Annotated in this window: 22 protein-coding genes and 2 pseudogenes; 16 read left to right on the plus strand and 8 right to left on the minus strand. The window is 51.9% G+C overall.

Annotation, left to right across the window (positions count from 1 at the left end; all coding sequences use genetic code 11):
- Positions 1–15 precede the first annotated feature (15 nt).
- From menA to SYN_RS13295, 4 genes are read right to left on the minus strand one after another with little or no spacing between them, the layout of a single operon-like run.
- Entirely contained in the window at positions 16–900 is an 885-nt protein-coding gene (gene menA / locus SYN_RS13280) for a 1,4-dihydroxy-2-naphthoate octaprenyltransferase (RefSeq protein ID WP_011418719.1), read from the minus strand.
- 8 nt (positions 901–908) lie between these two features.
- Complete coding sequence (menH, locus tag SYN_RS15495; protein WP_011418720.1) at positions 909–1,760, minus strand: 2-succinyl-6-hydroxy-2,4-cyclohexadiene-1-carboxylate synthase; 852 nt, start codon at positions 1,758–1,760, stop codon at positions 909–911.
- Complete coding sequence (locus tag SYN_RS15500) at positions 1,757–3,208, minus strand: AMP-binding protein (protein WP_011418721.1); 1,452 nt, start codon at positions 3,206–3,208, stop codon at positions 1,757–1,759. Before SYN_RS15500 ends, menH begins: the two co-directional genes overlap by 4 nt.
- Positions 3,205–4,332 carry an enolase C-terminal domain-like protein gene (locus SYN_RS13295; protein ID WP_011418722.1) on the minus strand — a complete coding sequence of 376 codons (1,128 nt, stop codon included), beginning with the start codon at positions 4,330–4,332 and terminating at the stop codon, positions 3,205–3,207. Before SYN_RS13295 ends, SYN_RS15500 begins: the two co-directional genes overlap by 4 nt.
- A 538-nt stretch (positions 4,333–4,870) precedes the next feature.
- Between SYN_RS13295 and trkA the strand changes: the two genes are divergently transcribed.
- Together trkA and SYN_RS13305 are read left to right on the plus strand one after the other, a co-directional pair.
- Positions 4,871–6,217, plus strand: coding sequence for a Trk system potassium transporter TrkA (gene trkA / locus SYN_RS13300; protein WP_011418723.1), 1,347 nt, complete (start codon positions 4,871–4,873; stop codon positions 6,215–6,217).
- Complete coding sequence (locus SYN_RS13305) at positions 6,214–7,701, plus strand: TrkH family potassium uptake protein (protein WP_011418724.1); 1,488 nt, start codon at positions 6,214–6,216, stop codon at positions 7,699–7,701. The genes trkA and SYN_RS13305 overlap by 4 nt, the downstream gene beginning before the upstream one ends.
- A gap of 242 nt (positions 7,702–7,943) precedes the next feature.
- Here SYN_RS13305 and SYN_RS13310 read toward each other — a convergent pair whose 3' ends face one another.
- Together SYN_RS13310 and SYN_RS13315 are read right to left on the minus strand one after the other, a co-directional pair.
- Complete coding sequence (locus SYN_RS13310) at positions 7,944–9,227, minus strand: ammonia-forming cytochrome c nitrite reductase subunit c552 (RefSeq protein WP_011418725.1); 1,284 nt, start codon at positions 9,225–9,227, stop codon at positions 7,944–7,946.
- Positions 9,224–9,685 (minus strand): cytochrome c3 family protein, encoded by a 462-nt coding sequence (locus SYN_RS13315; RefSeq protein ID WP_011418726.1) that lies wholly within the window; start codon positions 9,683–9,685, stop codon positions 9,224–9,226. The genes SYN_RS13310 and SYN_RS13315 overlap by 4 nt, the downstream gene beginning before the upstream one ends.
- Before the next feature lie 264 nt (positions 9,686–9,949).
- Between SYN_RS13315 and hcp the strand changes: the two genes are divergently transcribed.
- From hcp to SYN_RS13370, 11 genes are all read left to right on the plus strand, one after another.
- Positions 9,950–11,578 carry a hydroxylamine reductase gene (hcp, locus tag SYN_RS13320; protein WP_011418727.1) on the plus strand — a complete coding sequence of 543 codons (1,629 nt, stop codon included), beginning with the start codon at positions 9,950–9,952 and terminating at the stop codon, positions 11,576–11,578.
- A 17-nt stretch (positions 11,579–11,595) separates the two neighbouring features.
- Entirely contained in the window at positions 11,596–11,931 is a 336-nt protein-coding gene (locus SYN_RS13325) for a cupin domain-containing protein (RefSeq protein ID WP_011418728.1), read from the plus strand.
- A gap of 157 nt (positions 11,932–12,088) precedes the next feature.
- On the plus strand, positions 12,089–12,718 hold the full coding sequence (locus SYN_RS13330; RefSeq protein ID WP_049750059.1) for a DUF6448 family protein: 630 nt from the start codon (positions 12,089–12,091) through the stop codon (positions 12,716–12,718).
- 75 nt (positions 12,719–12,793) lie between these two features.
- Positions 12,794–13,129, plus strand: a complete 336-nt coding sequence (locus SYN_RS13335; protein WP_083756505.1) for a cupin domain-containing protein — start codon at positions 12,794–12,796, stop codon at positions 13,127–13,129.
- Between the two features lie 115 nt (positions 13,130–13,244).
- Positions 13,245–14,579, plus strand: a complete 1,335-nt coding sequence (locus SYN_RS13340) for a TolC family protein (RefSeq protein ID WP_041585770.1) — start codon at positions 13,245–13,247, stop codon at positions 14,577–14,579.
- Positions 14,576–15,562: an efflux RND transporter periplasmic adaptor subunit gene (locus SYN_RS13345; protein ID WP_011418732.1), complete on the plus strand. Its 987-nt coding sequence runs from the start codon at positions 14,576–14,578 to the stop codon at positions 15,560–15,562. Before SYN_RS13340 ends, SYN_RS13345 begins: the two co-directional genes overlap by 4 nt.
- A gap of 15 nt (positions 15,563–15,577) precedes the next feature.
- On the plus strand, positions 15,578–16,507 hold the full coding sequence (locus SYN_RS13350; RefSeq protein ID WP_041585132.1) for an ABC transporter ATP-binding protein: 930 nt from the start codon (positions 15,578–15,580) through the stop codon (positions 16,505–16,507).
- Complete coding sequence (locus SYN_RS13355) at positions 16,504–17,433, plus strand: ABC transporter ATP-binding protein (protein WP_011418734.1); 930 nt, start codon at positions 16,504–16,506, stop codon at positions 17,431–17,433. Before SYN_RS13350 ends, SYN_RS13355 begins: the two co-directional genes overlap by 4 nt.
- Positions 17,433–18,542 carry an ABC transporter permease gene (locus tag SYN_RS13360; RefSeq protein ID WP_011418735.1) on the plus strand — a complete coding sequence of 370 codons (1,110 nt, stop codon included), beginning with the start codon at positions 17,433–17,435 and terminating at the stop codon, positions 18,540–18,542. The genes SYN_RS13355 and SYN_RS13360 overlap by 1 nt, the downstream gene beginning before the upstream one ends.
- Before the next feature lie 31 nt (positions 18,543–18,573).
- The gene (locus tag SYN_RS13365; RefSeq protein ID WP_041585133.1) at positions 18,574–19,683 is read left to right on the plus strand and encodes an ABC transporter permease; all 1,110 of its coding nucleotides are present in this window, start codon (positions 18,574–18,576) and stop codon (positions 19,681–19,683) included.
- A 158-nt stretch (positions 19,684–19,841) separates the two neighbouring features.
- Positions 19,842–20,258, plus strand: a complete 417-nt coding sequence (locus SYN_RS13370) for a hemerythrin domain-containing protein (protein WP_041585134.1) — start codon at positions 19,842–19,844, stop codon at positions 20,256–20,258.
- A 331-nt stretch (positions 20,259–20,589) separates the two neighbouring features.
- Here SYN_RS13370 and SYN_RS13375 read toward each other — a convergent pair.
- A pseudogene (locus SYN_RS13375) lies at positions 20,590–21,817 on the minus strand (IS256 family transposase).
- Between the two features lie 405 nt (positions 21,818–22,222).
- Here SYN_RS13375 and SYN_RS13380 point away from each other — a divergent pair.
- Both SYN_RS13380 and SYN_RS13385 read left to right on the plus strand, forming a co-directional pair.
- Positions 22,223–23,466 (plus strand): annotated as a pseudogene (locus tag SYN_RS13380) (DNA methyltransferase).
- Complete coding sequence (locus SYN_RS13385) at positions 23,459–24,103, plus strand: MjaI family restriction endonuclease (protein WP_011418739.1); 645 nt, start codon at positions 23,459–23,461, stop codon at positions 24,101–24,103. Before SYN_RS13380 ends, SYN_RS13385 begins: the two are co-directional and overlap by 8 nt.
- A 339-nt stretch (positions 24,104–24,442) precedes the next feature.
- Here SYN_RS13385 and SYN_RS15505 read toward each other — a convergent pair whose 3' ends face one another.
- Positions 24,443–25,441, minus strand: coding sequence for an alpha/beta fold hydrolase (locus SYN_RS15505; protein ID WP_011418740.1), 999 nt, complete (start codon positions 25,439–25,441; stop codon positions 24,443–24,445).
- Between the two features lie 666 nt (positions 25,442–26,107).
- On the opposite strand from SYN_RS15505, the gene SYN_RS13395 reads away from it, so the two are divergent.
- Positions 26,108–26,755, plus strand: a complete 648-nt coding sequence (locus SYN_RS13395; RefSeq protein ID WP_041585772.1) for a lysophospholipid acyltransferase family protein — start codon at positions 26,108–26,110, stop codon at positions 26,753–26,755.
- The last annotated feature ends 27 nt before the right edge of the window (positions 26,756–26,782 follow it).

Below are 26,782 nucleotides of genomic sequence, written 5' to 3' on the forward strand. Positions count from 1 at the left end.
AATTTTTCTTCCGGCTCAGAGCAGTCCCGCAATGAGAATGATGCCATTGATGAAGTAAAAGATGCGGACATATTTCCCGTAGTCATCAAGTTTCACCCAATCGCGGGTCGCCAGGGCAATCTTGCGGAGTTTGATCGGTATCGGGAGCGTCAGCAGTGTGCACCACGCGACCGGGGAAAGATATCCGACAAGAGCGAGGATGGCGACGCTTCCGTAGATTCCCATCCAGAGGGCCATCAGAAGGTTCAGGGCGCCTTTTCTCCCCAGACGGACGGCAAGGGTCCTCTTGCCTGTCGCCCGGTCCGTGTCGATGTCGGGAAGATTCTGATAATTCATGATCAGGGCGACGCTCAGCCCGATGGGAAGTGTAATGGGAAGCGCCGTCCAGTCCACCCGCCCCAGGAGAACCCAGGCGGTGCCCAGAACCATCACCGGCCCCATGTTGACCCCGACGAAAAGCTCGCCCAGACCGTGGTAGCCGTAACGAATCGGCGGCGCCACGTAAAAGAGGCTGCTGAAAAAGGCGAGACTCATCAGTGGAACAAGGGCCCACAGTTTAAGAGTCCAGGTGAGATAGAACCCGATCATGGCCGCGACAGAATACAGGAGGATGATGGCTCTCCCCAGCTCGGCCACACTTATTTTCCCTTCCTGAAGCACACGGGACCCGCCGATGGACTTCCCGGCATCGGTTCCCTGGATATGATCGAAGTAGTCGTTGGAAATGTTCGTCGCGAAATGCACCAGAAAGCACGCCAGGAGAACAAGTAGAAATGTCGGGACCGAAAGAGCGCCCTGGCGGCCTGCCAGAACCGCCCCGACGGTCAGCGGGATCAGGGTGGCAACAAAGAACGGCGGACGGCTGGCCTGCACCCAGGCCTTCAATTTTTCCAGATTCACGTGTCTACTTATTCCTCCGATATTGAAACCGCCTCTGCATTCTCTTCCCCGCTTTCATCCTCCAACAGCCGCTGAAGGGCGCGGATGATCCGCTCGGGAAACTGGCTGTGAATGTCGTGGGAGGCGCCGCGAAACACAGTCAGGCGCATTGCGGGGATTTTTTTCTTCATTGTTTCCGCGGCCCCGGCATAGGCTTCATCCCTCTCTCCGCAGAAATAGAACAGCGGGAAAGGCTGGCCCGTGAGGCGCTCCGCAAAACTGGGGTGGTTCCCGACGCTCAGAATCTTCAGGGCGAGGCGGAGTTCCTCGACGTCGTTGTCCCGCTTTTCCCGAAGAATCCGCTGCAGGACAGGCGTGCCCTGAAGCGTGCAAAACAGGGGCAGACGATGCCACCCTTCCAGAAACGCCGCAAGATCCTTATCCGTCCGGACATCAGCCAGCAGGATCGAATCGCGGAAATAACGCCACAGCCTTTCCTCCGGATCGGCAATCCCGAAAGAAGCCGACTCGAGGACGAGCCGCTCGATCCGCTCCGGCGCGAGGAGGGCGACATTTTGTGCAACCCGGCCGCCCATGGAGTATCCGTAGAGGCTGAACCGGTTGATCCCCAGGGTGTCCAGATCCCGCAGGATGAGGCTGGCCGCGTCTTCAAAGGTTTTCAGGGCTTTCAGAGAATCGCTGCAGCGCAACAGTGACCTGCCATGGCCGGGTAAATCGAAGGCAATGCAGCGGTGTGTTCCGCCAAGGGCCGCCGCAAGCGCCTGAAGGGATCTGCCGTTTCCCATGAAACCGTGGAGAAAGATGAAAACACCGCGATCCGGGCTTCCGAATTCCTCGCAACTCAGGACCGTTGCCGTCATCTGCCGCCTCCCCCCTCCTGCCCGGCCATCTCCCCGGCCCGTTTCGTGAGGGTCGCCCGGCTGTACTTCATCTTGCCCCTCCTGTCCTGCGGGTCCAGGCGGAGTATCCGCTTCGGGACCTTGTAGCCGGGCAAACGCGTTTTCAGGGCCGCAAGAAGCACCGCCTCATCGAAAGGGTCCGACATCTCGACGAACGCCCAGGGCACCCTTCCGAATTCCCCGTGAGGAACCGGAACCACAATGGCGGTCGCGACGGAATCCATCGCCAGCAGGGCATTTTCGATCTCGAAGGGAGAGATGTTTTCGCCTCCGGAGATGAAAATCCCGTCTTTTCGTCCCAGGACCACCAGATTTCCTTCCGGATCGATGCGGCCGGCATCGGCGGTCCGAAAAAAGCCGTCTGCCGTGGCATGGCTTCCCGACGGATCATGAAGATAGCGGGAAAAGAGGGTTTTTCCTCCCAGCAGGATCGTCCCGTCTTCGCCGATCCGGACGTCCCGATAGGCAAGGGGACGGCCGGCCGTGAGATACGATTTCCGGTCCGCGTCCCGAGCAACGCCGGTAACCTGGGCGCAGGCTTCCGTGGACCCGTAGGTCGGCATCACGGGAATTCCCAAATCCAAGGCCTTCTCGATCAGCCAGGCCGGCGAGGGCGCGCCGCCCAGCATAACCGTCTTCGCCTTTTGAAGGATCCGGACGATGGCATCGGAAGCCAGAAAGCGGATGAGCTGGGTCGGGACAAGAGAAAGGACCGAAGGCCGATGGATCAGCACCGCGGCTTCGATTCTTTTCAGGCTCTCGGGAAGGATGGACGCGCTGCCGGACAGCAGGGTGCGGACCCAGATCAGGATCCCCCCCACGTGGAAAAGGGGCAGGCTGAGGAGCCAGCGGTCCGTCGGCTCCATCCCGATAAAAGCGTTGGTTCCCAGGGCGCTGTAAATGTAATTTCCTACGGTATGGACAATGCCGCGAGGCTTTCCCGTCGACCCCGAGGTGAAGACGGCGCCGGCCTCCCGGCCGAAAGGAATCGGCGGCCATGACTCGGGTTGAGCAACGACGGAGGAAGACTGCAGGAGCCTGGCGGGACGGAGAACGGCAATCTTTACGGAGGGCGGTACATCGCCGGACGTTATCAGAACATCCAGAGGGGCCGCCTCCACCAGGCTTCCCAGGGGCGCCTTGAAATCGAGGGGAAGATAGAGAAAGCCCATCACCCAGGCCGCGAGAAAAAGATAGAGATGCAACTCGCCGTTTTCCGCATGCAGGGCCACGGAGTCGTTCTGGCGGACACCGGCCTCTTTCAGGTGAAAGATCACCGCCCGGAGGCGCTCCCGGATTTCTCCGAATGTCCGGATGCCCGAAGGCGTCACCAGCGCCGGATTGTTCCGGTATTCCTCAAAGAGGCCTTCCAGGTAAATCGTCTCATTGGCCAGGAACGACGTCTTCATCGGACTTTCTCCCGGATGCAGTTTTCGTTCATCGACGCCCCTCCGAACAGCAGCCTGCCGGGGATTTCCAGTTTCCCACGGGAAATTTCCGGAGATGGCAGCAGGATGTCGGCGGAGAGATACCGCAGCGTATCCAGCCCGTGGGCCGTTTCGGATCGAAGACCGGCAAGGCTGGCAAAAACGCCCAGGACAGCCAGGGTCACACCGGTATTGAAGGCGGAGCTGAGGATAGTCCGGATGCCGGTTTTTTCCGCTTCCCGGACAAGCCGGGCAAAGGCATGCAATCCCATGAGTCGCCCGGGCTTCAGAATGATCGCCCGGACGGCCGGGGCCAGTCCGGACAGGCGCGGTTCCTCCTGATCGAGAACACGCCCCAGGGATTCATCCAGGGCCAGCGGCCAGGGAACATCGCCCGCCCTTCCCATCTCCTCCTCCGGCAGGGGTTCTTCCACATACTCCACAGGAAGCTCGCGCAGCGCCTCGAAATAGTTCCGGTACACCGCAGGCGTCAGATTCCGGTTGCCGTCCAGGCGCAGGGCGATCCCCGGCCCCATCCCACCCGCAAGCCTGCGGATCTGCCGGATTTCCTCCTCTGCCGGAAGCCTGCCGATTTTGATCTTAACAGTTGCAGCCCCGCTGTCTTTGAGCTTCCGAATCTGCATGTCCAGACGGCCCGCTGCCGCTTCAGGGATAAAAAGGGCGTTGACGGGAATCCTCAGAGGCTCCTCCATAAGGAGGCCGCCCGAAGCAGGACGTCTCTTCCTGCCGCACTGAAGATAAAGGCCCATCAGGGCGCTTTCCACGCCGAACAGGGTATGGGCGGACCACGACGACACCGGAACGTCGATAACGCCCAGCAGAGGGTCCGCAATCTGAAACCGTTCATAATCAAGGGGCGCGTCATTCAGGGTCCTCCGCACCGGCGGGATGTCCCGAAGGCATCGTTCGAGCGTCACGGAATCGAATCCGGGCAGAGGCGCGATCTCTCCGTAAGCACACCGGCCTTCGCCATCGGTCAGAGCGAGAAGCAGCCCTTCCCGGTCATGCAGAACTCTCCCGCCGACATTGACCGGTGCGGTCATGGGAATAGAAAATCGATAGATATCAGTGCGGATGATCTTCATTGTTATAAAGATAAAGCTCTTCAGCCCCCTTTGACATCAGGGAAGCTTTACAGATCATGAAGCAGAAAAAAGGATGCCGATTCGTTGAAGAATTCAGATTCTGCTTTCGCAGGAAGGGAGAATAGGAAAAACGCGTTACCGTGTCAATGAAAAAGGGGCTGCAACTGTGGAAGATCAGTACGGCGCGGAAATTATTACAGGGTCAATGCCATTGATCAGGAAACCCCATTTACCTGAGAATCCGGTCTGTAATGTTCAATGCATTGTAACCCCCTTTTCCGGAAACCATGGACACCGAACGTCATGATTGCTTAGTGTAATCAACCGGTCTGTCCGCAGCTGCCTGGATGAATTCACTCAAGAGACATAACCACATTTTGCCGACTCGTTTATCGGGTTTTTCTTGACACTTGAGGCCCATCCTCTTATGCTCCCTTCCGAAAATCGACGTCTTTATCGACTCAGTTTTTTCTGAGAAGATGTCATCATGAACGATATTCTCCGGACAGGCGAAGCCTTGTCGAAGGGCATCTGAACCATGCGGATCATTATTGTCGGAGCTGGAGAGGTGGGTTCCCATCTGAGTGAGAGTCTCTCCCTCGAAGGCCATGAGGTTGTGCTGATCGATCGGAACACGGAACGGATCCGGTATCTGGAAAAGAAGCTGGACGTGCTGACCATTGTCGGAAACGGCGCTTCGGCGCAGGTTCTGGAGCACGGAGGCATCAAGGATACCGACCTCTTCATCGCCGTAACCGATATCGATGAAGTCAATCTGGTGGCTTCCATCCTCGCCCGGGAATACCATGTGAAACATCGCGTGGCCCGTGTCCGCAACGAGGAATTCCTTTCCCCGGGGTCTCCGCTCAATGAAACTCGATTGGGTCTGGATCTGCTCATCAATCCGGACCGGGTCATGGCCGAGGAAATCCTGAGGCTTGTCGATCTCTCCGAGGCCTTCGATTTCTTTGAATTTGCCGACGGCCAGGTGGTTCTGTTGGGATACCGCATCAAGGAAAATAATCCGATCTGTGGCCTGACCATGCAGGAACTCGGGGAAATCCGAGGAATCTACGATTTCGTGATCGTTTCCATCCTTCGGGGCAATCAGGCATTGATCCCGCGCGGCCCCGATGTCATCGAGGCCGGCGACAGCATCTACCTGACAGCCCGTCGTTCGGAAATCCCCAACGTGGAGTACCTCCTGAATCTTTCCAGCAAGGCCCCCAAACGGATTTTCATCATTGGAGGCGGACGGGTGGGTTCTCTGGTGGCCCGGCAGATGGAAAGCCGTCGGGTCGATGTCCGCCTCGTCGAGAAGGATTCTGACCGCTGCCAGAAGTTATCCGAGGTTTTAGAAAAAACCATTCTTCTGAATCTGGACGGCATGGATTCAAGAGAATTGCTGGAAGAGGGCATTGACCGCGCCGACCTGGTCATTGCCGTCACCGGCGATGACGATGTAAATATCCTGTCAAGCCTGCTGGCAAAGCACCATGGCACGGCCAAGTGCATAACCCGCATCGACCGCCCGGACTTCATCCCTCTGCTGGAAAAACTGGGGGTCGACATGGCCCTGAGCCCCAGACTGCTCGCCGCCGGCACCATTCTGAAGTTCGTGAGGCGCGGCTCAATTCGCGCGGTGGCCAACATCCTGAGAGTCGATGCGGAAGTTCTGGAAATGGTCGTGCCCGACAAGCCGCATTTCCGGCAACAGCCGATCAGGAAATTAAGGTTCCCCGACAGAGCGATCATGGGGGCGGTCGTCCGCAAAGACCGGGTGCTGATTCCCACCGGCGACACGATTCTGGAACCGAAGGATGATGTCATCATCTTTGCTCTCCACGATGCGATTCCGGAAGTGGAACTCTTCTTCGAGCCATGAAAACCGGGACGGTCCTGCACATCCTCGGCGGATTGCTGCTGTTTCTGTCGGCCGCCCTCCTTATTCCCACCCCGTTCAGTTATTATTATCAGGACGGCCAGATCGCCTCTTTTCTCTGGTCGGCCCTGATCACCGCTCTTGCCGGTTTCCTGCTGCGCAGCCTTTTCGTCCCGGAAGGCGACCTGGGTTTTCGGGACGGATTTGCCATTGTCACCCTCGGATGGCTGGGAGCTGCCTTTTTCGGCGCCCTGCCCTTTCACTTCTCCGGGGAATTTTCGGGCTTTCTGGATTGTTTTTTTGAATCCATGTCCGGCTTCACCACCACCGGCTCTTCGGTCCTGGAAAAAGTGGAGGTGCTGGCTCCCAGTACTCACTTCTGGCGAACCTTCATTCAGTGGCTGGGAGGCATGGGAATCATCGTCCTTTCTCTGGCCATCCTGCCCGTCCTGGGCATCGGGGGAATGCAGCTTTTTCAGGCGGAGGTTCCAGGACCTACCAAGGACCGCCTCTCACCCCGGATCCGCGATACGGCGCGGATACTCTGGGCGGTGTATCTTCTCCTGACCCTTTTTGAAACAGGGCTGCTCATGGCCGGGGGGCTCTCGGCATTCGATGCCCTTTGCCACTCCTTTGCCACTCTGGCCACCGGGGGATTTTCCCTGTACACTCCCAGTATCGGCAAGTTCAACAGTCTGTGGGTGGAATGCGTGGTGGCGTTCTTCATGTTTGCCGCGGGCGTCAATTTCACCCTCCATTATTACGTTATGCAGGGACGGGGTTCCGCCTATTGGAAAAGCGATGAGTTCCGTTTTTACCTTTTCCTGACCCTGCTGGCCACGGCCCTGCTCACCGTTTTCAACTTTGCGGGCAAAGCCTACGGGAGCCTTGGGGAAAGCCTTCGCTACAGCCTTTTCCAGGTCTGTTCAATCATGACCACCACCGGGTTTGCCACAGCTGATTTTGACCAATGGCCTTATGTGTCCAGGTTTCTGCTTGTCTGCCTGATGTTTTTCGGAGGGTGTGCCGGCTCGACGGCAGGTGGGATTAAGCATGTGCGGGTTCTGCTCCTTTGGAGGCACTTCAGATTACAGGTGTTCCAGTTGCTGCACCCCAAGGCGGTCAAGGCCGTCAAACTGGACGGGACAAAAGTCGCCCCGGCGGTCATGCAGGCCGTCCTGGGTTTCTTTTTCCTCTATATTGGCGTGTTTGCCTCGGCCAGTATGGCGGTCTGCGCCCAGGGCGTGGATTTGATCACCGCCGTCAGCGCCGTGGCCACCACCCTGAACAACATCGGCCCGGGCCTGGGCGGAGTTGGTCCCATGGCGAATTTCGGAAACCTGCCCGACTTCTCCAAACTGGTCCTGTCCGTCTGCATGCTGGTCGGCCGGCTTGAGTTGTTCACCGTGATGGTCCTCCTTTTCCCCTCCTTCTGGAAGGAAACCCGGAAACCGCTCTGGTTCTGGCAAAGGAAGAAATTAAAGTAATTGAAATGATTTCAGCCGAAGAGAATTCTCTTTTTGAAAAGGCTGGCTTCTTCAGTTCTTTGCCGCTTTGTTTCTTCCTGTAGTCGTTCATTTTGAATTTTCTGAAATGATGCAGGACTTCAAATACAAAGCCTTGAAGGAATTCTTGAATTAGGTGATTGAATTCCGGTTGAAATTTGCAATTCCCTTCCAGTCAATTTTCACAGTGGGAGTCTTCCGAGTGGGCATATCTGAAGATTATGTTATTTCCTCCCGGCACCTACCGTAGCCCGATTCGCTGTGGCAATTGCCTGATGGGCCAGATCGACGGACCGGCCAAGGGTATTCAATACCTGGGAGGGATTATGAAACCCCATGCTGTTTTCCGCCGACACGATATCCCAGTACCACTGAGCCCGGCGGAGCAGTTCCCGGGCCTTATCCAGTTCTTCCCCCTTGACGTCGGCCGCAGCCGCGGCCCTGGCAATCGCCTCGTGGGCCTGACTCACCGTGGTTCCCGCCCTCCGCTGCATATCCCAGACATGGCCCTGCGTCGTCTTCACCCGGGACAAAAGCCAGGCTTCGGTCTGTGTATGACAGGTTCGGCAGGATGCTTCCACGGTCCGCATGGGACTTGTCACCCAGTGGCTTGAATATTTCCGCCCACCGTCTCTCATGAAGGGCATATGGCAGTCCGCGCAGGCCACACCCGCCATTCCGTGCGTCCCGGTACTCCAGGTCTCGAAATCAGGATGCTGGGCCTTGATCATCTTGGTCTGGGAATCGGGATGCACCCAGTCCTGGACGAATCCGGCAGGCTTTGCGGCATAATAGTCGTAAATCTGTTCAGGCTGAAGTCCCTTACCCCACGGAAACACGACATGAAATGTCTCCGGCTCGAAATAGTATTCCACATGGCACTGGCCGCAGACATAGCTGCGCATCTCCTTATTGGAGGCCTTACTGACGTCGATGCCCCTTTTGGCCATGGCCTCGATGAAAGCCGGATTCATGACGCGCAGGTTCATCGTCTTCGGATCATGGCAATTGCTGCACGTGATCGGATGCTTCAGGAGGGGAAGGAGTTCCGCCAGGGGCATCTTCGCATAGGCCCATCCCTTTTCCCTGAAGATATCTCCGAGCTGGGCTGTCTTGCAGGTCATGCAGGCCCCGGTGGTCTTCGGCGTCACGCGTTTCGTTTCCCGGAGATCCTCTACGGCATAGGGATGACCACGATCCTCCGTATAATCCTTACTGAACCCATACCCCTTGAAGTTCATGAGATTCGCCGGCTCCATGAGCGCCTTCTGAACCTTCTCACTTCCGCCGAAACCTGTCGGAGAAGGAGCCATTTCCCGATTCTTCAAATAACTCCGGTATTCCAGGGGATAGAATTTCCCCCATTCCGCCGGGTCATGGACGCCTTCAGGGATGCTTACCCCCTTGATCTGGTCCTCAGGTTGAAAAAGCCAGACACGTGCCCCGACAACCAGGACAAGCAGAATGACAACCGCAATTCCGGCAGATAAGATCTTTTTATTAATCATGGTACAGCCCTCCCTGTTGGAATTCCCTGACCATGAACAAGGTCGCGGTGACAGGCGGTACAGTTTCCCGGAGGCTGCCGGATCATAAAAGTGTTCTCCACTGTAGCCCGATGGCAGCGCAGGCAGTTCCCCTCGGCAATTTTCCTGCCTTCTTCGGACAGCGAAATCGCCGCCGGGTAATCCTTCAGGCTTTCGTGATAAAAGTCCAGCAGACCCGCTTTGGCTTTATAGGTGAATCTGGTAAAGGCGCCCGCATCCGGCATGTGGCATTCGATGCAGGCGAACGATTTATGCATGGAATGCTGCCATTCCCGATGAGCATCGCCCATGCTGTGACAGCTCGCACAGAATTCCGTGCTTCCCGCGTAATGATAGCCGGCTGCCGTCAGGACGGCAAGAACGACCCCCGCGAGAATACCGGCGGCAAGAAGGGATATCGTTTTCCTGTGTGTACCCATATTCGTCGAAGTTTGCTTCTATACGTTGGTTTATGTTGACACGGTAAAACGATACGAATGAAACGCTATGTTTTTTTATAATAGTTTATTCCCATCGGGTCAATCAAGAAAGCTTTCCCTAAAAAATTCCTTGCTCTTGATCCAAGTCAAGGAGAAAATGTAAACATTATGAGGTAATGGCCCCAGAAATCAAGGGGGCTTTCAGGAAGTTTTTCCCCCATGACAAAAAAATTCACGATCCCGGCAGGGAAAAGGAGGAAGAACATGTTTTGTTTTCAATGTGAGCAGACGGCAGGTGGAACAGGATGCACGAAAGGCGGCGTATGCGGGAAAACGCCGGAAGTGGCGGCTCTGCAGGATCTTCTGATCTACGAGCTGAAGGGGCTGTCCCTGGGCGCCCTCGAAGCGGACAAAGTCGGTATCCACGACGAGGAAGTCGACCGCTTTACGGTTGAAGCGCTCTTTTCCACCCTGACCAATGTGGATTTCGATCCCGACCGTTTCGTCGTTCTTCTGAACCAGGGTGTGAAGCTTCGCGAACAGCTCAGGGAAAAAGTGAAAAAAGCCGGAGGAAAGGCTGACATCGCCGACGAGTCAGCGCTTTTCCAGCCTGCGGCGACGCTGGAGGGCCTGGTCGCCCAGGGCGATAAAGTGGGCATCAAATCCGATCATCAGGCCGATCCCGATGTGCTGGCCCTGAAGGAACTCCTCATCTACGGCATCAAGGGGGGCGCGGCCTACGCCGATCATGCCCGCATCCTCGGGAAAACCGATGCGGCAATAACGCGGTTTCTCTACGAAGCCCTGGCCGCTACGCGCAATGCAGCACTGGGAGTCAACGATCTGGTTTCCCTCGTGCTGAAATGCGGGGAGATCAACCTCAAGACCATGGAACTCCTCGACGCCGCCCACACGGAAGCCTATGGACACCCCGTTCCCACCGCCGTTCCCCTGGGGGCAAAGAAAGGGAAAGCCATCCTCGTTTCCGGACACGATCTCAAGGATCTGGATGAACTCCTGCAACAGACCGCCGGAAAGGGGATCAACGTCTACACCCATGGAGAGATGCTCCCCACTCACGGTTATCCGGGGCTGAAGAAGCATCCCCATTTCTACGGCCATTACGGGACGGCCTGGCAGAACCAGAAAAAGGAATTTGCCGCCTTCCCGGGCGCCATCCTCATGACGACCAACTGCATCCAGAAACCCGCGGAGTCCTACCAGGACAACATCTTCACCGCCGGACTCGTGGGATGGCCGGGGGTCACCCATATCGCCGACCGGAACTTCACTCCCGTAATCGAGAAAGCCCTGGCCCTGCACGGATTTCCGGAAGATGTTCCCGGGAAATCGGTATTAGTCGGTTTCGGCAGGAATGCCGTTCTCGGCGTGGCCGACAAGGTCATCGAAGGCGTGAAGAGCAAGGCCATCCGCCATTTCTTCCTGGTTGCGGGCTGCGACGGCGCCAAGCCGGGACGGAACTACTACACGGAGTTCGTGGAAAAGGTTCCGAAGGACTGCGTGGTCCTTACCCTGGCCTGCGGAAAATTCCGCTTCTTCGACAAGGATCTGGGAGACATCGGCGGCATTCCCCGGCTGCTCGACATCGGCCAGTGCAATGACGCCTACTCGGCCATCGCCATCGCCGGGGCGCTCGCCAACGCCTTCGGCTGCGGGGTGAACGACCTGCCCCTGTCCATGGTTCTCTCCTGGTACGAGCAGAAGGCCGTGGCCATCCTCCTGACCCTGCTCCATCTTGGAATTCGGGATATCCGGCTGGGGCCCAGTCTTCCGGCCTTCGTCACCCCCAACATCCTGAACGTCCTGGTGCAGAACTTCAACATCATGCCCATATCGACACCTGACGAGGATCTGAAAGCGATCCTCGGTTAAAGAGAAAGGAGATTGTCATGGAAGGAGAGAAAAAAGAAAAAGAGAAGGGAATCCCCTTCAACCTGGATGCCGAGGTCGCTTACGCGGACGGATCCATCGTCAGCAAAACCCTTCTGAACAGGGATGTCGGCAATATCACGCTATTTTCCTTCGATGCCGGCCAGGGGTTGAGCGAACACACCGCCCCCTTTGACGCCGTCGTCTATATCCTGGACGGAGAAGCGAAGATTACCCTGTCGGGAAAACCGCACGTCGTTTCCGCGGGGAACATGCTGATCATGCCCGCCGAAGCTCCCCATTCCCTCATGGCGGAAAAGCCGTTCAAGATGCTGCTGATCATGATTCGGGGATAACGGATACAGATAATTTCTGATTGAACAAATATAAGTCTGCATCAGTCCTCACCCATGACCACCTAAGGGTTTACGCCATCGTCACGAGGACGTAATCTTAACAGGAAGCCTCGAAAGGAGGAACATCACAATGAAAAATGTATCAAGTTTAGCTCGAATGTCTTTGCTCGTCATTATGGTAACGTCAATAGTTCTAGGAATTTACAGCTTTGCCGCCGCTCACTGTGATACGTTGGATGGGCCGGTCATTCAAGACGCCCGTAAGGCGCTGGAGACCAAAGATGTAACGCCGATCCTTAAGTGGGTAAAACAAAAAGATGAAAAAGCTGTTCATGCGACCTTTGCCAAGGCGCTGAATGCCAAGGGCAAGAAAAATGCTGATGCGGCGGAGATAAAATTCTTTGAAACACTTGTCAGGATCCATCGAGCTGGCGAAGGTGCGCCCTTTACCGGACTGAAGCCTGCAGGCGAAGTGGAACCAGCCATTGCGGAAGCAGACAAAGCCTTGGCAAGTGGCTCCTCCGATGCACTGGTAAGATTGATCACTGATGATGTTGCCGTCGGTATCAAGAGGCGTTATGAGCGTGCAGCGGCCACGTACAAACACAAGGATGAAAGTGTGGAGCAAGGTCGCGAATTTGTTGAAGCTTACGTAGAGTTTACTCATTATGTGGAACGACTTCATCTCGATGCAACCGGCAAGGGAGCGCATGACCAACATAATGAAGGTTCGAAACAGCCTGCCGATGAGCATCATACGTCTGACGTTCGCAAGCACGGCAAGTAGACGAACTCTGTTTTTAAAAGGACACTTTATCACTGGTCATGACCGGTGATAAAGTGTCCGGATGAAAGGTTAAAAATGATGGAAAGTATAAATCTTAGAGAGAAAGAGATGTTTAAAAAGGAAGGCCGGGGAATGGCCAAAGTGATCGATGAGCCGTATCTGCTTATGAATCAGGTCTGCCTGGAACCGGGGCAGAATGTCCCGGTGCATCAGGCCAATTCCAATGTGACCATTCATGTGGTCTCCGGCGAAGGTACGTTTTCCGTCGGCAAGGAAAAAATTAAAGTCGGTCAGGGAAACCTCCTCCGGGTTCCTCTAACCTCCGCCATGAGCATCCAAAATGACTCCCCGGAACGTCTTGTCTTTCTCGTCATCAAAACCCCCCATCCGGATACCGTGAGAAAGACTTGAGATGGCAACACCCCACGGGCAGGACTGTATTACGATCAATAAAACGATCCTGGAGAGCTGTATGCAATCTTTATTTTGGAGAGATAAGTATTGGAAAAAGATCTCAATTGTTCTCATGTTTCTTATTCTTATGCTCCTGACCTGCAGCAGCGTCCTGGCAGAGTCGGGGCAATGGCAAAACGCAGGTGATGTCAGGATTTTTACTCTTTCCGATATTATCCACCACGCAATGATTAACAGTCCGACCATTAAACAGGCAGAAAGCAATGTGGCCGTGGAACAGGCTAACTTAAAGGCTGCAAAATCCGAGAGATTTCCGAAAATCGAGTTGGGCGGGGGGGGCGCCCGGTATCACTACCCCACTCCCGTTACACCGATAAGCGGCTCACCTCTGGCGGGAGTGCCATTTCCCGAATTCAGTGAGACCATTTACGATGTCGGTGCTTTTCTTCACCTACCCCTCTATAAAGGTGGGAGACTGGTTCGCAATGTAGAACTGTCAGAATTGCGAGGGGCTGCTGCCGCCGATCTGCTGGTGGCCAAACGCCAGGATCTTATCTACAACCTCACGAGTGTTTACTATAAGATTCTCCAACTCAACTCCTTTATGCAATCGACAGAAGCACAGGTCAGGGGATTGGAGACGCATCAGCGCCAGGTTGAGGATTTTTTCAAGGCGGGAAAGGTGGCGCAGGTGGAGCTCTTGAAAGCGCAAGTCGAGGTGGCAAAAGCCAGGGAAAACTTCCTCTTGGCGGAAAACAGCCTGAAGACGACTTACGAGCTATTGCGAATGCTCATGGGGATGGAAGATCCGGGACAGGAGTTTCGGATCGCCGGAGAGCCAGGTTACAGGAAGATCGATTACTCGTTGGAACAGGCCCTCGCTGAGGCGTTGAAGAGAAGACCGGAGTATCTGTCCGTGTTGAAGACAATGCAGGCCGGAGAGGAGCGCGTTGAAATAGCGAAAGCCCGGAGGCTTCCCTACGTATACCTGGCTGGCCAGTACGTTGAGACGACGGGCACCTCTGTCGACCTTAAAGAAAACTGGAACGCCGCACTGCGGCTTTCTCTTCCTCTTTTTGACGGAGGCCTCATCACCGCCGAAATCGACCGCGAGAAGGCTGAACTCGAAAAAGTGAAACAGAACGAGCGATTCCTGCGACTCGAGATCAACCAGGAGGTCAAAGAGACGTTCTTGAGTCTCGAAAACGCTGAAAAACGCATGGAAGTAGCCTCGAAGGCGATGGAATCGGCAAAGGAAAATCTGCGAGTTGAGGAACTGAAGTACAGAAAGGGTGCCAGTACCACCACCAATGTGGTTGACGCCCAGACGAATCTCGTACTGGTCGAGACGGGATATTACCAAGCCCTTTATGACCGGGATATTGCAATTGCCGGAGTGCGCAGGGCGGTCGGAGAAGACCTTTCCGGGGAGGAACAGTCGAAATGAAAACGAAGCGGTTGATCATTGTAGCCCTGCTGGTTGTCGCACTTCTTGTTATCATCGTCTGGTCGAAGGGCAAAGATCGGCGGGAAGAAGGAGCCATGAAGCTCTCCGGCAACATCGAGGTGACGGAGATGAATCTCAGTTTCAAGCGGCCGGGAAAAATCACTCTGTTGCTTACCGAAGAAGGACAATCGGTGAAGAAGGGTGACAAACTGGCTGAATTGGACGCGGAAGAGCTGGGAAATCAGCTCAGGCAGTATCAGGCCCAGGTTTATGAAAGCGGTTTCCGCCTCGAGGAGCTGCTGGCGGGTTCACGACCTCAGGAAATTGAACAGGCCCGTGCTGCCGTCGGTCAAGCGAAGGCCGAGCTGGTCAAGGCCAAGGCCGACTTTGACCGGGCGGAGGAACTTTACGCCAACGGTGCAATCGCTGCCGAGGAAAGAGATGCCCTTCGCAGAGCTTATCTCGTGACCGTAGCTCAACTCAAACGAAGCACAGAAGCCCTGAGTCTGGTTCGGGAAGGACCCCGAAGAGAAGAAATCCAGGCGATTCGGATGCGCCTGCAGCAAGCAAAAGCCGCCCTTGCTGCTTCTGAAAATCGCCTGAGAGACTCTTATCTTTTTGCCCCTTCGAATGGGGTAGTCCTGAAAAAGACAGCCGAATTGGGGGAAACGCTCGCAACCGGGGTCCCTGTTTATAAGATTGGGGATGTCGCGAACCCCTGGGTTAAAGTCTATATCAAAGAGGACAAACTGGGGTTGGTAAAACTCGGACAGAGTGCCTCGGTGACGACAGACTCATATCCGGGGAAGGTCTATAAAGGTGCAGTAACTTATATCGCTTCCGAGGCCGAGTTTACACCGAAGAACGTTCAGACTGAAGAGGAACGTGTGAAGCTTGTTTTTGGTCTGAAGGTCAGCGTCGAGAACCCAGCAGGCGAGTTGAAACCTGGTATGCCTGCTGACGTGCGGATAGCACTCAGATAAGATAGGAATGAATTGATGGGGGACAAGAGCGAAGCGATACGCACGGAAAACCTATCCCGGATCTTCGGGACGAATACGGCCGTCGACAGGCTGAACCTGACGGTCGAAAAAGGGGAACTCTTCGGCTTAGTCGGGCCTGACGGAGCAGGCAAGACGACTCTCCTGAGGCTTCTGACAGCAATTCTTGATCCATCGTCAGGGAATGCCTGGGTTGGAGGTAGATCGATTCTTGACGAGGGAGAGGAAATCAAGGAACACATCGGCTACATGTCGCAACGTTTCGGACTCTATGAGGATCTCACGGTCATGGAGAACATTCTTTTCTATGCCGATCTTTACGACGTGCCGAAGAAGGAGAGGCCACCCCGGATCGAACGGCTTCTTGGATTCAGCAATCTCACCCCATTCAAAGACAGAAGAGCGGGCAATCTGTCTGGAGGGATGAAGCAAAAGCTCGGACTGGCCTGCACACTTGTACACACTCCGGAAATTCTCTTTCTCGACGAGCCAACTAATGGGGTTGATCCTGTTTCCAGAAGGGATTTCTGGCGAATTCTGTACGATCTCCTCAGGGAAGGGATCACCACGATTATTTCCACGTCGTACCTCGACGAGGCGGAGCGATGCACGAGGGTTGCCCTCTTTGACAAGGGGCGCCTTTTGCTGGTTGAAAAGCCCGATGCCATGAGACGGTCGTTCCCCTATCCGATGCTGGAGATCTGGTGTGACGATTCGCGGAGGGCCGGTGAGATCACGAAGAGATTGGAGGGTGTGAAAAATGTAAGTGTTTATGGTGACAGAATCCACGTGAGTCTCGATCGGGAAGAACGGGGTGACGCGGTTGTCACCGCCCTCCGGAACGAGTCAATCAGAGTTCTCGACCAGAGGGCAGCCATGCCTTCGATTGAAGACATCTTCATTTCAACAATCGGACAGGAGCAATGAGAACAGAGGACGAAATAGCGGTCAAGATAGACGGCCTAACAAAGAAATTCGGTGATTTCGTGGCAGTTGACTCCATAAGTCTTACCGTAAGAAAGGGAGAGGTCTTCGGGTTTCTGGGACCGAACGGGGCGGGCAAATCAACGACCATAAAAATGCTCTGCGGGTTGTTGACCCCTACAGAGGGCACGGGGTCTGTTGGCGGGTATGACGTCCGGAATGAAGCCGAGGAAATCAAAAAACATATCGGCTATATGTCCCAGAGGTTTTCCCTTTACGAGACATTGACGGCGGAAGAAAATATCGATTTCTTTAGCGGCATTTATGGAGTGCCAAGAGACAAAAAGAGCGAACGAAAAGATTGGGCGCTTCGAATGGCGGGTCTGGAGGATAGAAAGAACGCGCTTACGGGAACCCTGCCGGGCGGGTTCAAGCAACGCGTGGCCCTGGGCTGTGCAATCCTTCATGAGCCACCCATTATTTTTCTTGATGAGCCGACTTCAGGAGTCGATCCTGTTTCACGCCGCAGTTTCTGGGATCTGATTTACCGAATGTCGGCTGAAGGAGTCACCGTTTTCGTTACGACTCACTACATGGATGAGGCCGATTACTGTGATCGTCTGGCGCTTATTTACCGAGGAAGACTCATCGCCGAAGGCACTCCCCAGCAATTGAAAGAAGAGTACATGGTGAAAGACGTCCTGGAGATCGAAGTCGATGATGTCGTCGGGGCAATGGAAACATTGAAACGCAGGGGAATAGAGAGTGTGGTGTTCGGCAGTCTCCTTCACGTCGCGGTGGAGAAAGACCCGCAAGGGCCAGCCAAACTCAAGGAAATGCTGGAACAGGATGGGATTCCGGTCAACGGGATCGAACAAATCCCGCCGTCCCTGGAAGATGTGTTTGTAACCTTGATTGAGGTATCGTAATGAAACTTCGTCGGGTCTCGGCGGTTGCGAAGAAAGAGATTATCCAGATCTTGAGGGATCCATTCAGCCTGGCGCTGGCATTTCTTATGCCGGTGCTCCTGCTCTTCATATTCGGCTATGCCATTACCCTCGATGTAGATAATCTGAAAACCACGGTCTACGATCAGGACAACAGCAGGGAGAGCCGGGAATTTCTTTCTGAAATGGTGCGGTCGGGATACTTCACGGTCGTTGGTTATCCATCAACCCCGGCGGAGATCACACCTTATCTGGACAAGGGTATTGCCCGCATCGCCATCTGGATTCCCTACGATTTCTCCAAGAATCTCCGAACGGGGAAGGAGAGTCAGGTGCAGGTGCTTGTGGATGGAAGCGACTCCAATACCGCAACGATCGGACTTGCCTACGTGGCTGCCGTAGCGGATCTTTTTACTCAACGGATGAGCCCCACCAGAAGGCTTCCACCCATTGAACCTCGTCTCCGGGTCTGGTACAACTCGGAACTCAAATCGAGGAACTTCATCATTCCCGGGCTTGTCGCGGTGATCATGGGAATCATCGCCGCGCTCCTTACCTCCCTCACCATCGCACGTGAATGGGAAAGAGGCACCATGGAACAGCTTGTATCTACACCGATAAAGAAAACGGAATTGCTTCTTGGCAAATTGATCCCCTATTTTCTGATAGGCCTGATCGACGTTGCCATTTCTGTCATCATCGGCATCTTCCTTTTTGGCGTCCCCTTCCGAGGAAGCGTCGTTCTCCTTTTTCTGGTTTCGAGCATCTTTCTCTTCGGGGGGCTCAGCTTCGGCATACTTATTTCCGTAGCGACAAAGTCGCAGCTTTTGGCAAGCCAGGTGGCCATGGTTACTTCCTATCTTCCAGCCTTTCTTCTCTCGGGTTTCATGTTCTCCATCGCTAATATGCCGCAGCCGCTTCAACTTATGACCCGGATCATCCCAGCCAGGTACTTTGTCAGTCTCATCAAGGACATTTTTCTGAAGGCCAACCCCTTAAAATTTCTGGCCTTCGATACACTCCTGTTGAGTGTTTTCGGGATTCTCGCCTTTGCGATGGCTAACAGAAAGTTCAAGAAAAAAATTATCTAAGCAATGTGAAACGCGGAAGCAGGAGTGTCATGTGACTGAACGCATTCGACAGGTGGTAAGAAAGGAGTTTATAGAGCTTTTCCGTGACAAGCGGATGAAGGGAATCGTTTTGCTACTTCCGATCATCCAACTTTTTGTTTTCGGCTATGCGGTGACCACCGACGTGAATCATGTTTTGACTGCAATTTACGATCGGGATGCTTCTCCCGACAGCAGGGAACTGGCAAGGCGGTTTGAAGGGTCGGGCTATTTCAATATTATTTACCGTGTCTCCTCTGGCAAGGAACTTCAGGAACTCGTTGACCGGGGAAAGGTGCTCTGTGCTATTGAAATAAGGGAAGGATTCGCAAAGGACCTCGCCCGGGGTTTCCCCACGGCTATCCAGGTCATTGTGGATGGAACTGACTCAAATACGGCCTCGGTAGCAGGCAGTTATGCCTCCAGGATTATCCTCCAGTATGGAAGGGAAAAAGGAAAGCACATCGAGGCGACCCCTGTCAAACTCGATGTTAGGGCACGGGCCTGGTACAACCCGGATTTGAGGAGCAGGAACTATAATGTCCCCGGGGTTATCGCTATCTTGATCATGCTCATCTGCCTGCTGCTTACTTCCATGGCCATTGTGAGGGAGCGTGAAATCGGGACGATAGAGCAGCTCATGGTCACCCCGTTGCGTCCTTTCGAGCTGATGATGGGCAAAACCGTCCCCTTCGCACTGATCGGGTTTTTTGACATGCTCCTTGTGACGACAGTGGGCACTACCTGGTTCAACATCCCAATCAAAGGTTCACTGCCCCTTCTCTTTCTGGGTACCGCCATCTATCTTATCTCAGTCCTTGGAATCGGGCTTTTTATCTCGACGATTTCCAGAACGCAACAGCAAGCCCTCATGGCCACCTTCCTTTTTTTTGCGCCTGCTATTCTCCTATCGGGATTCATGTTTCCAATCGAGAATATGCCAGTACCCGTACAGTACATCACCTACCTAAATCCGCTGCGGTACATCCTCGTGATCATTCGCGGCATCTTTCTTAAGGGCAACGGAATGGACGTTCTGTGGCCGGAGATAACCGCGCTATCACTTCTCAGCCTGCTTCTGGTCGGGGTAAGTTCGCTGAGATTCAAGAAAAAAATTGGGTAAAGGGAGGCGTTTATAGTTCATGGAGATCTCTTAAGGTTTTGAAGCATCACTTAGAAATATTTGCATGTTGCCTCAGTAATAAAAGTGTTGCCGATGCTTTTTCTTTATTGCTCGCCCGAAAAAACAACTTATTCTCTTTGAGATGGGGAGGAATATTCATGAATATCAATCTTATCAGGGAATTGAATTCGGACCATGCGCTGATTTTGGAGGCGTTCGTGAAGATAAAGGAGGCAGGAAACCTGTCAGATGAAACACGGAACCTGCTCCGAAATACGAAAGAACTTCTTATTAATCACTTACAGAAAGAAGAATCTGAGTTTTATCCTATCTTGCGAAAGGAGGCGGAAACAAACGATTCTCTCAAGCAGACCATGAAGGTTATGGGCATTGAGATTGAGGAAATCGGGAAACAAGCACTCGCATTCCTTGATACCTACATTGGAGGTGGAACGGAGACAGTTTTCAAGCAGGATTTGGACCGGTTTATCACTACAATCACAATGCGTCTACAAAGGGAAGAACACACCCTATACTCAAAATACCTCAAGATCTCTGAAAAAAACAGGTCATAACCTCTGGTCAGAGTTAGAGGCTATTTACTTGAATAAGTCATAATGATTAGTGGATAAGCGATGGTATTTAGATGGCATCAAAAACCGGGGAATCCCATTTTTCTGTCGATGACTTTCGCAAATTAACAACAGAAATCTGCTATACTATCGCGTTCCGCGAAACTCTCACTTTCAATAAAATAATGAGCAATCTCAGGATGTAATCGATGGTGCGGATAAGCAGATGTTTTCCGCAATTTTCAGCATCCTCCAATGTTGGAATATATTGTAAAAGAGATATTGTCAAATGTTGTGGATGAAATCTTTTCTCAGGTATCCTTCTCGGACAGAATCAAGCTGCTTCTTGCATGATGAGGCCGTCAACAAACCGGATTCCTTCAATGACCTTTACGATAAGTTGATGTCCTTTGATTCTCTGCCAGGTTTTTTTCTGTCTCCATTGCCAGCTTGAAAACCATGGTCAGCGTTGCTAACCGTGATCCACAGCCTTTTGTCCGATTTGTGCGGAGTCTGACCGTGGCAAAAGTGGATTCAATAGGATTGGTAGACCGGATGTGACGCCAGTGCTCTGCAGGAAAGTCATAAAACGCAAAAAGACTGTCCATATCCTTCGCTAAACAGTTACAAGCCCTTTCATATTTTGCCTGATACTGTGACAGAAAATGATGACAGGCCTTGAGGGCTTCCTCCTTTGTTGGCGCCATGTACATGTCCCGGATATGCACCTTGGCTCTCGGCTGAATACTCTTGGGCATCTTATCCAGAATATTGGCCGTCTTATGAACCCAGCAACGTTGCTCTATTGTTTCCGGAAATTCCTCCCGCAGGGCTGCCCAGAATCCCAGGCCGTCGTCGCCAACCGCCAACTTGGGACCCTCTTTGAGCCCCCTGTGCTTGAGATCGCCCAGCATCTCCTGCCAGGCTTGTTTGCTTTCCCGATAGCCATCGAGAATGGAGACGAGTTCTTTCTTCCCGTTTTTCAATGTTCCCATAATGATCAGGATGCATTGCCGCTTATTCTCGGCATCTTCCAAACGAACATTGAAGTAAATGCCGTCTGCCCAGAAATAAACATATCGTTTGGAGGAAAGATCTCGTCTGGCCCAGTCTTTATAATCCTGCTCCCAGAGCCTCTTCAGCCGGACGATATTGGTCGCGGAAAGTCCCGATGCATTCTTTCCCAATATGGATTCCAGTACTTTGCTGAAGTCTCCCGTGGAGATTCCCTTAAGATAAAGTGCCGGAATTAAGGCATCAATCGAAGGTATCCGGCGCATGTACCTTGGAAGAATACTGCTCGTAAAATGTTGTCCTTCTCTGTTGTCATGAATCCGGGGCTGTTTTAACCTCAAGGCTCCAATCCCTGTTACAATCTCTCTTGCTGGCAAGGAACCGTTTCTCACGACTAACCGCCTGTTCCGGGAGTCCTTTTCATTCTTGAAGAAATCAATATACTCGGCAATCTCGTTCTCGATTGCCGCCTGCAACATCCGGCAGGCTCCTTCTCGAATAATCAGTTCCAAGGCGCTCTTTGATTCTTCTTTAACTTGCTTTTCCAAACAATCGCAGTCATTATTTTCCTCGGGCGTATCCTTTCCTCCCCCTCAGCTAAAGGGGCTCGTTTTTTGGTTTAAACGTTTGGAGGATACGCCTTCTTTCTATACTGTCCACAACTTTGGATTATATCTCTGGTGCTACTTGCAGTCTGTGAGTACTCCGGAACCTACAGGAACAGATTAAAGAAAAGATATGCCGGACAAGTTGAAAAAGTTTCTTGGGGCTGATAGATAACCATCACCCAACGAGGCGTTCCACCGGATCGGCGAGGAAAGGCGCTCGCCTCCCGGTGAACTTCATGTTAGCGCTATGTAAGAATTTACATATGCATCAGATGTTGGATAGAATAAAGGACGAATACTTCGATGAGAACAATTCATAAGATCATTCACGGTGACTCGAGGCAAATGAATCTTGTTCCCAATGAATCGGTACATTTGGTGATAACCTCACCCCATACTGGCAACTAAAAGATTACGGCACTGATACTCAAATAGGATACAATGAGTCCTACGAAAGCTATATCAATAATCTGAATCTCGTTTGGAAGGAGTGTCATCGTGTTTTGTATCCCGGATGCCGACTTTGCATAAACATTGGAGATCAATTTGCTCGCTCGGTCTATTATGGAAGATACAAGGTTATTCCAATCAGAACGGAGATCATCAAGTTCTGTGAAACAATGGGCTTTGATTACATGGGTGCCATTATTTGGCAGAAGGTAACTACAACAAATACTACCGGGGGGGCAACGATAATGGGCAGCTTCCCGTATCCTCGTAACGGCATACTAAAACTCGATTATGAGTTCATCTTATTTTTTAAGAAACAAGGTAATGCACCCAAACCTACACGGGAACAGAAAGAGCGTTCTGTGATATCAAAGGAAGACTGGAATACATATTTTTCCGGGCACTGGTATTTTTCCGGTGTGAAACAGGAAGGACATATCGCGATGTTCCCCGAAGAGCTGCCTGCTCGCCTAATCAAGATGTTCGCCTTTGTCGGTGACACTGTTCTTGATCCTTTCCTTGGAAGTGGAACAACATCGATGGCCGCTAGAAATCTGGAGAGAAACTCAATTGGTTATGAAATCAATCAAGATTTTATCCCCGCGATTCGGCAAAAGCTCAATGTTTGTCAAATGGATATTCATGGCGCAGAATACAGTTTTTTAGAAGATTCAGCGACCATCGACTGTGAGCAAGAGATTGAGAAGCTACCCTATGTTTTCAAAGACCCTCATAAACTCGATAAAAAGATTGACCCCAAGAAACTTCTTTTCGGCTCTAAAATTGACCGCAACAGCGCAGACCGGGAAGAATACTTTTCGGTTAAAGAAGTGATCAGCCCTGAGGTTATAAGGCTAAGCAACGGACTACTGATTCGTCTGATGGGTGTTCGAGAAAATACGGCGATGAATGGCTTAGCTGTCAATTTTATAACCGAAAAAACAAAAGGGCAAAAAATCTTTCTCAAATTCGATCTTCAAAAACACGATAGCCAAAATCGTTTGCTTTGCTATGTTTATCTGAAAAATAAAACATTTCTCAATGCACACCTGATCAAAGAAGGTTTGGCAATAGTTGACCGCTCTGTTGATTTTCGATACAAAGACAAATTCATGAAACTGGAGGCACAGTGTGGCTAAGGAATGGATTCTAAACAGTGCGATGAACCGTTTCCAATTGAATTTCAAGAGAAATGTCGGCCCTACCTCGGAAAGCATCAGGCAGTGTGCGCCTGCAACATATAATGAATGGCGAGATTATTACTTTAGTAACGTCCGCACAAAAGAGCATATAGAAGACCTTGGCAAGAAACTCTACGTTAAAATCACCGAAGTCATTAGCGCTGAGGTGGAGGACGTTACCGAGCAAGACTGCATTGATTATATGTTGCAGATGGTCATAGACCGTTCATTTGATGGTTATATTACCGAGATCAAAACTGTTTACGGGCAATTGGAAAAAGAGCTTATGGTAAAAATCGAACCAGCACCAGATGAATGGGACAGGCTTTTCAATGTGGATTTTTTCATCAAAATTCAAGATAAGTACATAGGCATACAGATAAAACCGGTCAATCAGGGGATACAGTTATCGCAAATCTTCAAGGAAAAAGACTTGCAAGCCAAAACTCATGAAGCATTTACTAAGCAATATGGTGGAAGGGTTTTCTATGTTTATTCATCCAAGGTTGGGGAACGAAAAGAAATACGCAACAAAGAAGTCATCATTGAAATAAGACAAGAAATTGAACGTCTCAAGACTGACATGACCCGCTAATCGGGTAAGGAGGAGTATTTCTCTCCCCTCTCCCCACACCACCTGGCATTCGGGTCCGCACCGGAGTGTTCACTGAATATGACAGCTATTCTCGATTTCATTTAGAAATCAAGTGAGTGATAAAAATTTGTTTTCGACGCTTCGTAGATGAAACACGTGAAATTCTGCATTCACAAAATTTTGAAAAGCTTGCCTGACGAAATCCGCAAATACCTTCCTGTATTCGACAAAAGTTGATTTTGCGGATTAGTGGAATATTTCAATCCGTAATTGTCCGCACAGGCAGAAACAAGGCTTATTCTATACAACAATCCGGTGCGATGTATCCCATTGTCCTGTCTATTTTGGTATACGCTCGAGAAATGCCTTCATCTCTTTCATCACCGGTGCCTGACCTCGATCCTCCAGATGCAAAAGATGGCCGACACTGTTGATCTGGGCATAGTGCACATTGCTGAAATTCTCTTTCAGCCAGGAGATTTCCTCATCCGTCATCACCGCACCGAGCTGCATCTCGCCCCGAATAAATAAAATGGGACATTTAACCTTCGTCATTATCTCTTTGGCGTCATATCCCTTGGTGAAGCCGTTAAAATCATAAAGCAGTGCGTTGAAGTAAGTGGGATCAAGCTGCCACAGGCATCCGGAAAAGAAAAGGATCCATTGACTGGTGACACCCGGATAATCCTTATATTTGTCTGCCAGTGAAAGGGATAACTCTTTTTCAGATCGAACTGATTTCTTCAAATCAAGCCAGAGCATAAACATGTCCTGGCTTGAATCGATGATTTTCTTATAGTTGTCCATGGTCAGAGGTGAATCCTCAATAATGAGGGCTTTCACCTTTTCCGGAGAGCGCACGGCTGCCATGAGCGCTATCACACCGCCAAGTGAGTGTCCTATGAGTACAGCCGGCGCATCCAATTGTCTTATAAATGCCACGGTGTCCTCAGTAAAATCTTCCAGACGATAGTGCTCGGAAACCCAGCCTGATTTGCCATTTCCTCTCAAATCCATAGCGTAGACATGCCATCTTTGAGACAGGCTTGGAATGAGGGAAAGATATTCCTGCCAGCGCCAGGCTCCCCCATGGAGCATGACCAGAGGTTCGGCCGATGGAGAACCATAATCCAGATAATTAATTTTCACCTTGCCAGTGTCAAAGATTTTTTCCTGTGGCATATCAACCCCATAGCCCTCATCGTTACTATTAAGAATTACCAACCTTTCCACGGGCGCATTTATTGGGTAGTTACAGAGGCGGCCGCAGCCGGCTGTCCAGAACAGCATCACAACAAGGCAAGCAGCACAGAGGACTCGCCCATGGTGTGTCATCATTTATCACCTCTTAAGAGAAGTGTTTTACGTGAACATTTTATATCACAATCAACACGATCGACTTAAATAGAATTTCATGAGTCGCAGATGCAAGGGCCAATGTGGCATAACGAAATGTATTTACAGGCATATTTATTTTACGACACTGGCCGTCCATTTTTCATCCTTAGTTGGAATCTCCTCGCAGAATCGCCTCTGCATTAACCGATGAAATCGTCATTGCGGTCCTTTAGTCAAAGCTGATCAGACCGTGGAAACGAAAGTGGCAAGCAGAAAGTTACGGAAAGAAAGGTGTCAACTTAGAGGCGAGAAAATTGATGTTTCTAAACCGTTTATCAAGATTGTCTTTGTCATTTCCGAAAACGTCTTCCTGTATCAGAGGATTAGATCATTTTGAAAAAGTGCTCGATTTCAAGTGGTATTCATGATCTTGTTTAATGAATTTCCTGGAAACTTAGATGGCGAATCAAAAGCTCGGAAAAGTGTTCCGAAAAAATTGCATAAAAAAGAGTTGACACTACCTGGCAGGCGGTGATTTATGGATGCGGACAGTCCTCCAGGATAATGCTTCTATATCGCTTCATTATTTCAAGCATACCGTTTCCGGCTGACTTCAAAAGCTTTACGCGGCATCTACATTATTTTTTGGGATTGGAGAATAATCCTTTGCTGAAAAAATATCGGTATGCTCTTATAGGTCTGATCCAAGGCGCCCTTTACAGCCTTGTTCGATGTTACAGTTTGACCTTCCGGTTTCATATTGAAAACGAGAGCCCCTGGCTCGCTTTTTATCATAGTGGCGGCCGGGTCCTTTTGTGCGGATGGCATCAGCAGTTCTTTGCAGCCATCCGTCATTTCAAGACCTACTCAATTTATTCCCCCTCCCTGATGATCAGTCAGAGTAAGGATGGTGACATCATAGCTGGAATCGCAAAAAGGTCCGGCTGGAATCCTGTGCGCGGGTCATCCTCCCGCAACGGAGGACGGGCACTGAGAGAAATGGTGGAGCAGCTTAAAGCCACCGGTCTTGCCGCACACATTGTCGACGGACCGACAGGACCTGCCGGAATCATTAAAGCAGGAGGGCTCAGCCTGGCCCGTTCCGCCGGGGCTGTCATCGTCCCCTTTTATATATCTGCTGACCGGGCTTGGTATTTCCACAGCTGGGACCGCTTTATGCTGCCGAAACCGTTCGCGAGGGTTTACCTGAGATTTGGTAATATGCTGGATTTTTCGTCGGGTGAGAGCCATGAAGCCTTCGAGGACCACCGGGCAGAGCTTCAGCAGATTATGCTGCCCGGTCTGATTTCCTGACTGTTAGATTCTACACCGGACAGATTG

The sequence above is a fragment of the Syntrophus aciditrophicus SB genome, assembly GCF_000013405.1.
GTDB lineage: Bacteria > Desulfobacterota > Syntrophia > Syntrophales > Syntrophaceae > Syntrophus > Syntrophus aciditrophicus.

Excerpts from the sequence above, each read along its gene's own strand:
- menH (WP_011418720.1), bottom strand. The coding sequence starts at position 1,760 with ATGACGGCAACGGTCCTGAGTTGCGAGGAATTCGGAAGCCCGGATCGC.
- SYN_RS15500 (WP_011418721.1), bottom strand. The coding sequence starts at position 3,208 with ATGAAGACGTCGTTCCTGGCCAATGAGACGATTTACCTGGAAGGCCTC.
- SYN_RS13295 (WP_011418722.1), bottom strand. The coding sequence starts at position 4,332 with ATGAAGATCATCCGCACTGATATCTATCGATTTTCTATTCCCATGACC.
- trkA (WP_011418723.1), top strand. The coding sequence starts at position 4,871 with ATGCGGATCATTATTGTCGGAGCTGGAGAGGTGGGTTCCCATCTGAGT.
- SYN_RS13305 (WP_011418724.1), top strand. The coding sequence starts at position 6,214 with ATGAAAACCGGGACGGTCCTGCACATCCTCGGCGGATTGCTGCTGTTT.
- SYN_RS13310 (WP_011418725.1), bottom strand. The coding sequence starts at position 9,227 with ATGATTAATAAAAAGATCTTATCTGCCGGAATTGCGGTTGTCATTCTG.
- SYN_RS13315 (WP_011418726.1), bottom strand. The coding sequence starts at position 9,685 with ATGGGTACACACAGGAAAACGATATCCCTTCTTGCCGCCGGTATTCTC.
- hcp (WP_011418727.1), top strand. The coding sequence starts at position 9,950 with ATGTTTTGTTTTCAATGTGAGCAGACGGCAGGTGGAACAGGATGCACG.
- SYN_RS13325 (WP_011418728.1), top strand. The coding sequence starts at position 11,596 with ATGGAAGGAGAGAAAAAAGAAAAAGAGAAGGGAATCCCCTTCAACCTG.
- SYN_RS13330 (WP_049750059.1), top strand. The coding sequence starts at position 12,089 with ATGTCTTTGCTCGTCATTATGGTAACGTCAATAGTTCTAGGAATTTAC.
- SYN_RS13335 (WP_083756505.1), top strand. The coding sequence starts at position 12,794 with ATGATGGAAAGTATAAATCTTAGAGAGAAAGAGATGTTTAAAAAGGAA.
- SYN_RS13340 (WP_041585770.1), top strand. The coding sequence starts at position 13,245 with ATGTTTCTTATTCTTATGCTCCTGACCTGCAGCAGCGTCCTGGCAGAG.
- SYN_RS13345 (WP_011418732.1), top strand. The coding sequence starts at position 14,576 with ATGAAAACGAAGCGGTTGATCATTGTAGCCCTGCTGGTTGTCGCACTT.
- SYN_RS13350 (WP_041585132.1), top strand. The coding sequence starts at position 15,578 with ATGGGGGACAAGAGCGAAGCGATACGCACGGAAAACCTATCCCGGATC.
- SYN_RS13355 (WP_011418734.1), top strand. The coding sequence starts at position 16,504 with ATGAGAACAGAGGACGAAATAGCGGTCAAGATAGACGGCCTAACAAAG.
- SYN_RS13360 (WP_011418735.1), top strand. The coding sequence starts at position 17,433 with ATGAAACTTCGTCGGGTCTCGGCGGTTGCGAAGAAAGAGATTATCCAG.
- SYN_RS13370 (WP_041585134.1), top strand. The coding sequence starts at position 19,842 with ATGAATATCAATCTTATCAGGGAATTGAATTCGGACCATGCGCTGATT.
- SYN_RS15505 (WP_011418740.1), bottom strand. The coding sequence starts at position 25,441 with ATGATGACACACCATGGGCGAGTCCTCTGTGCTGCTTGCCTTGTTGTG.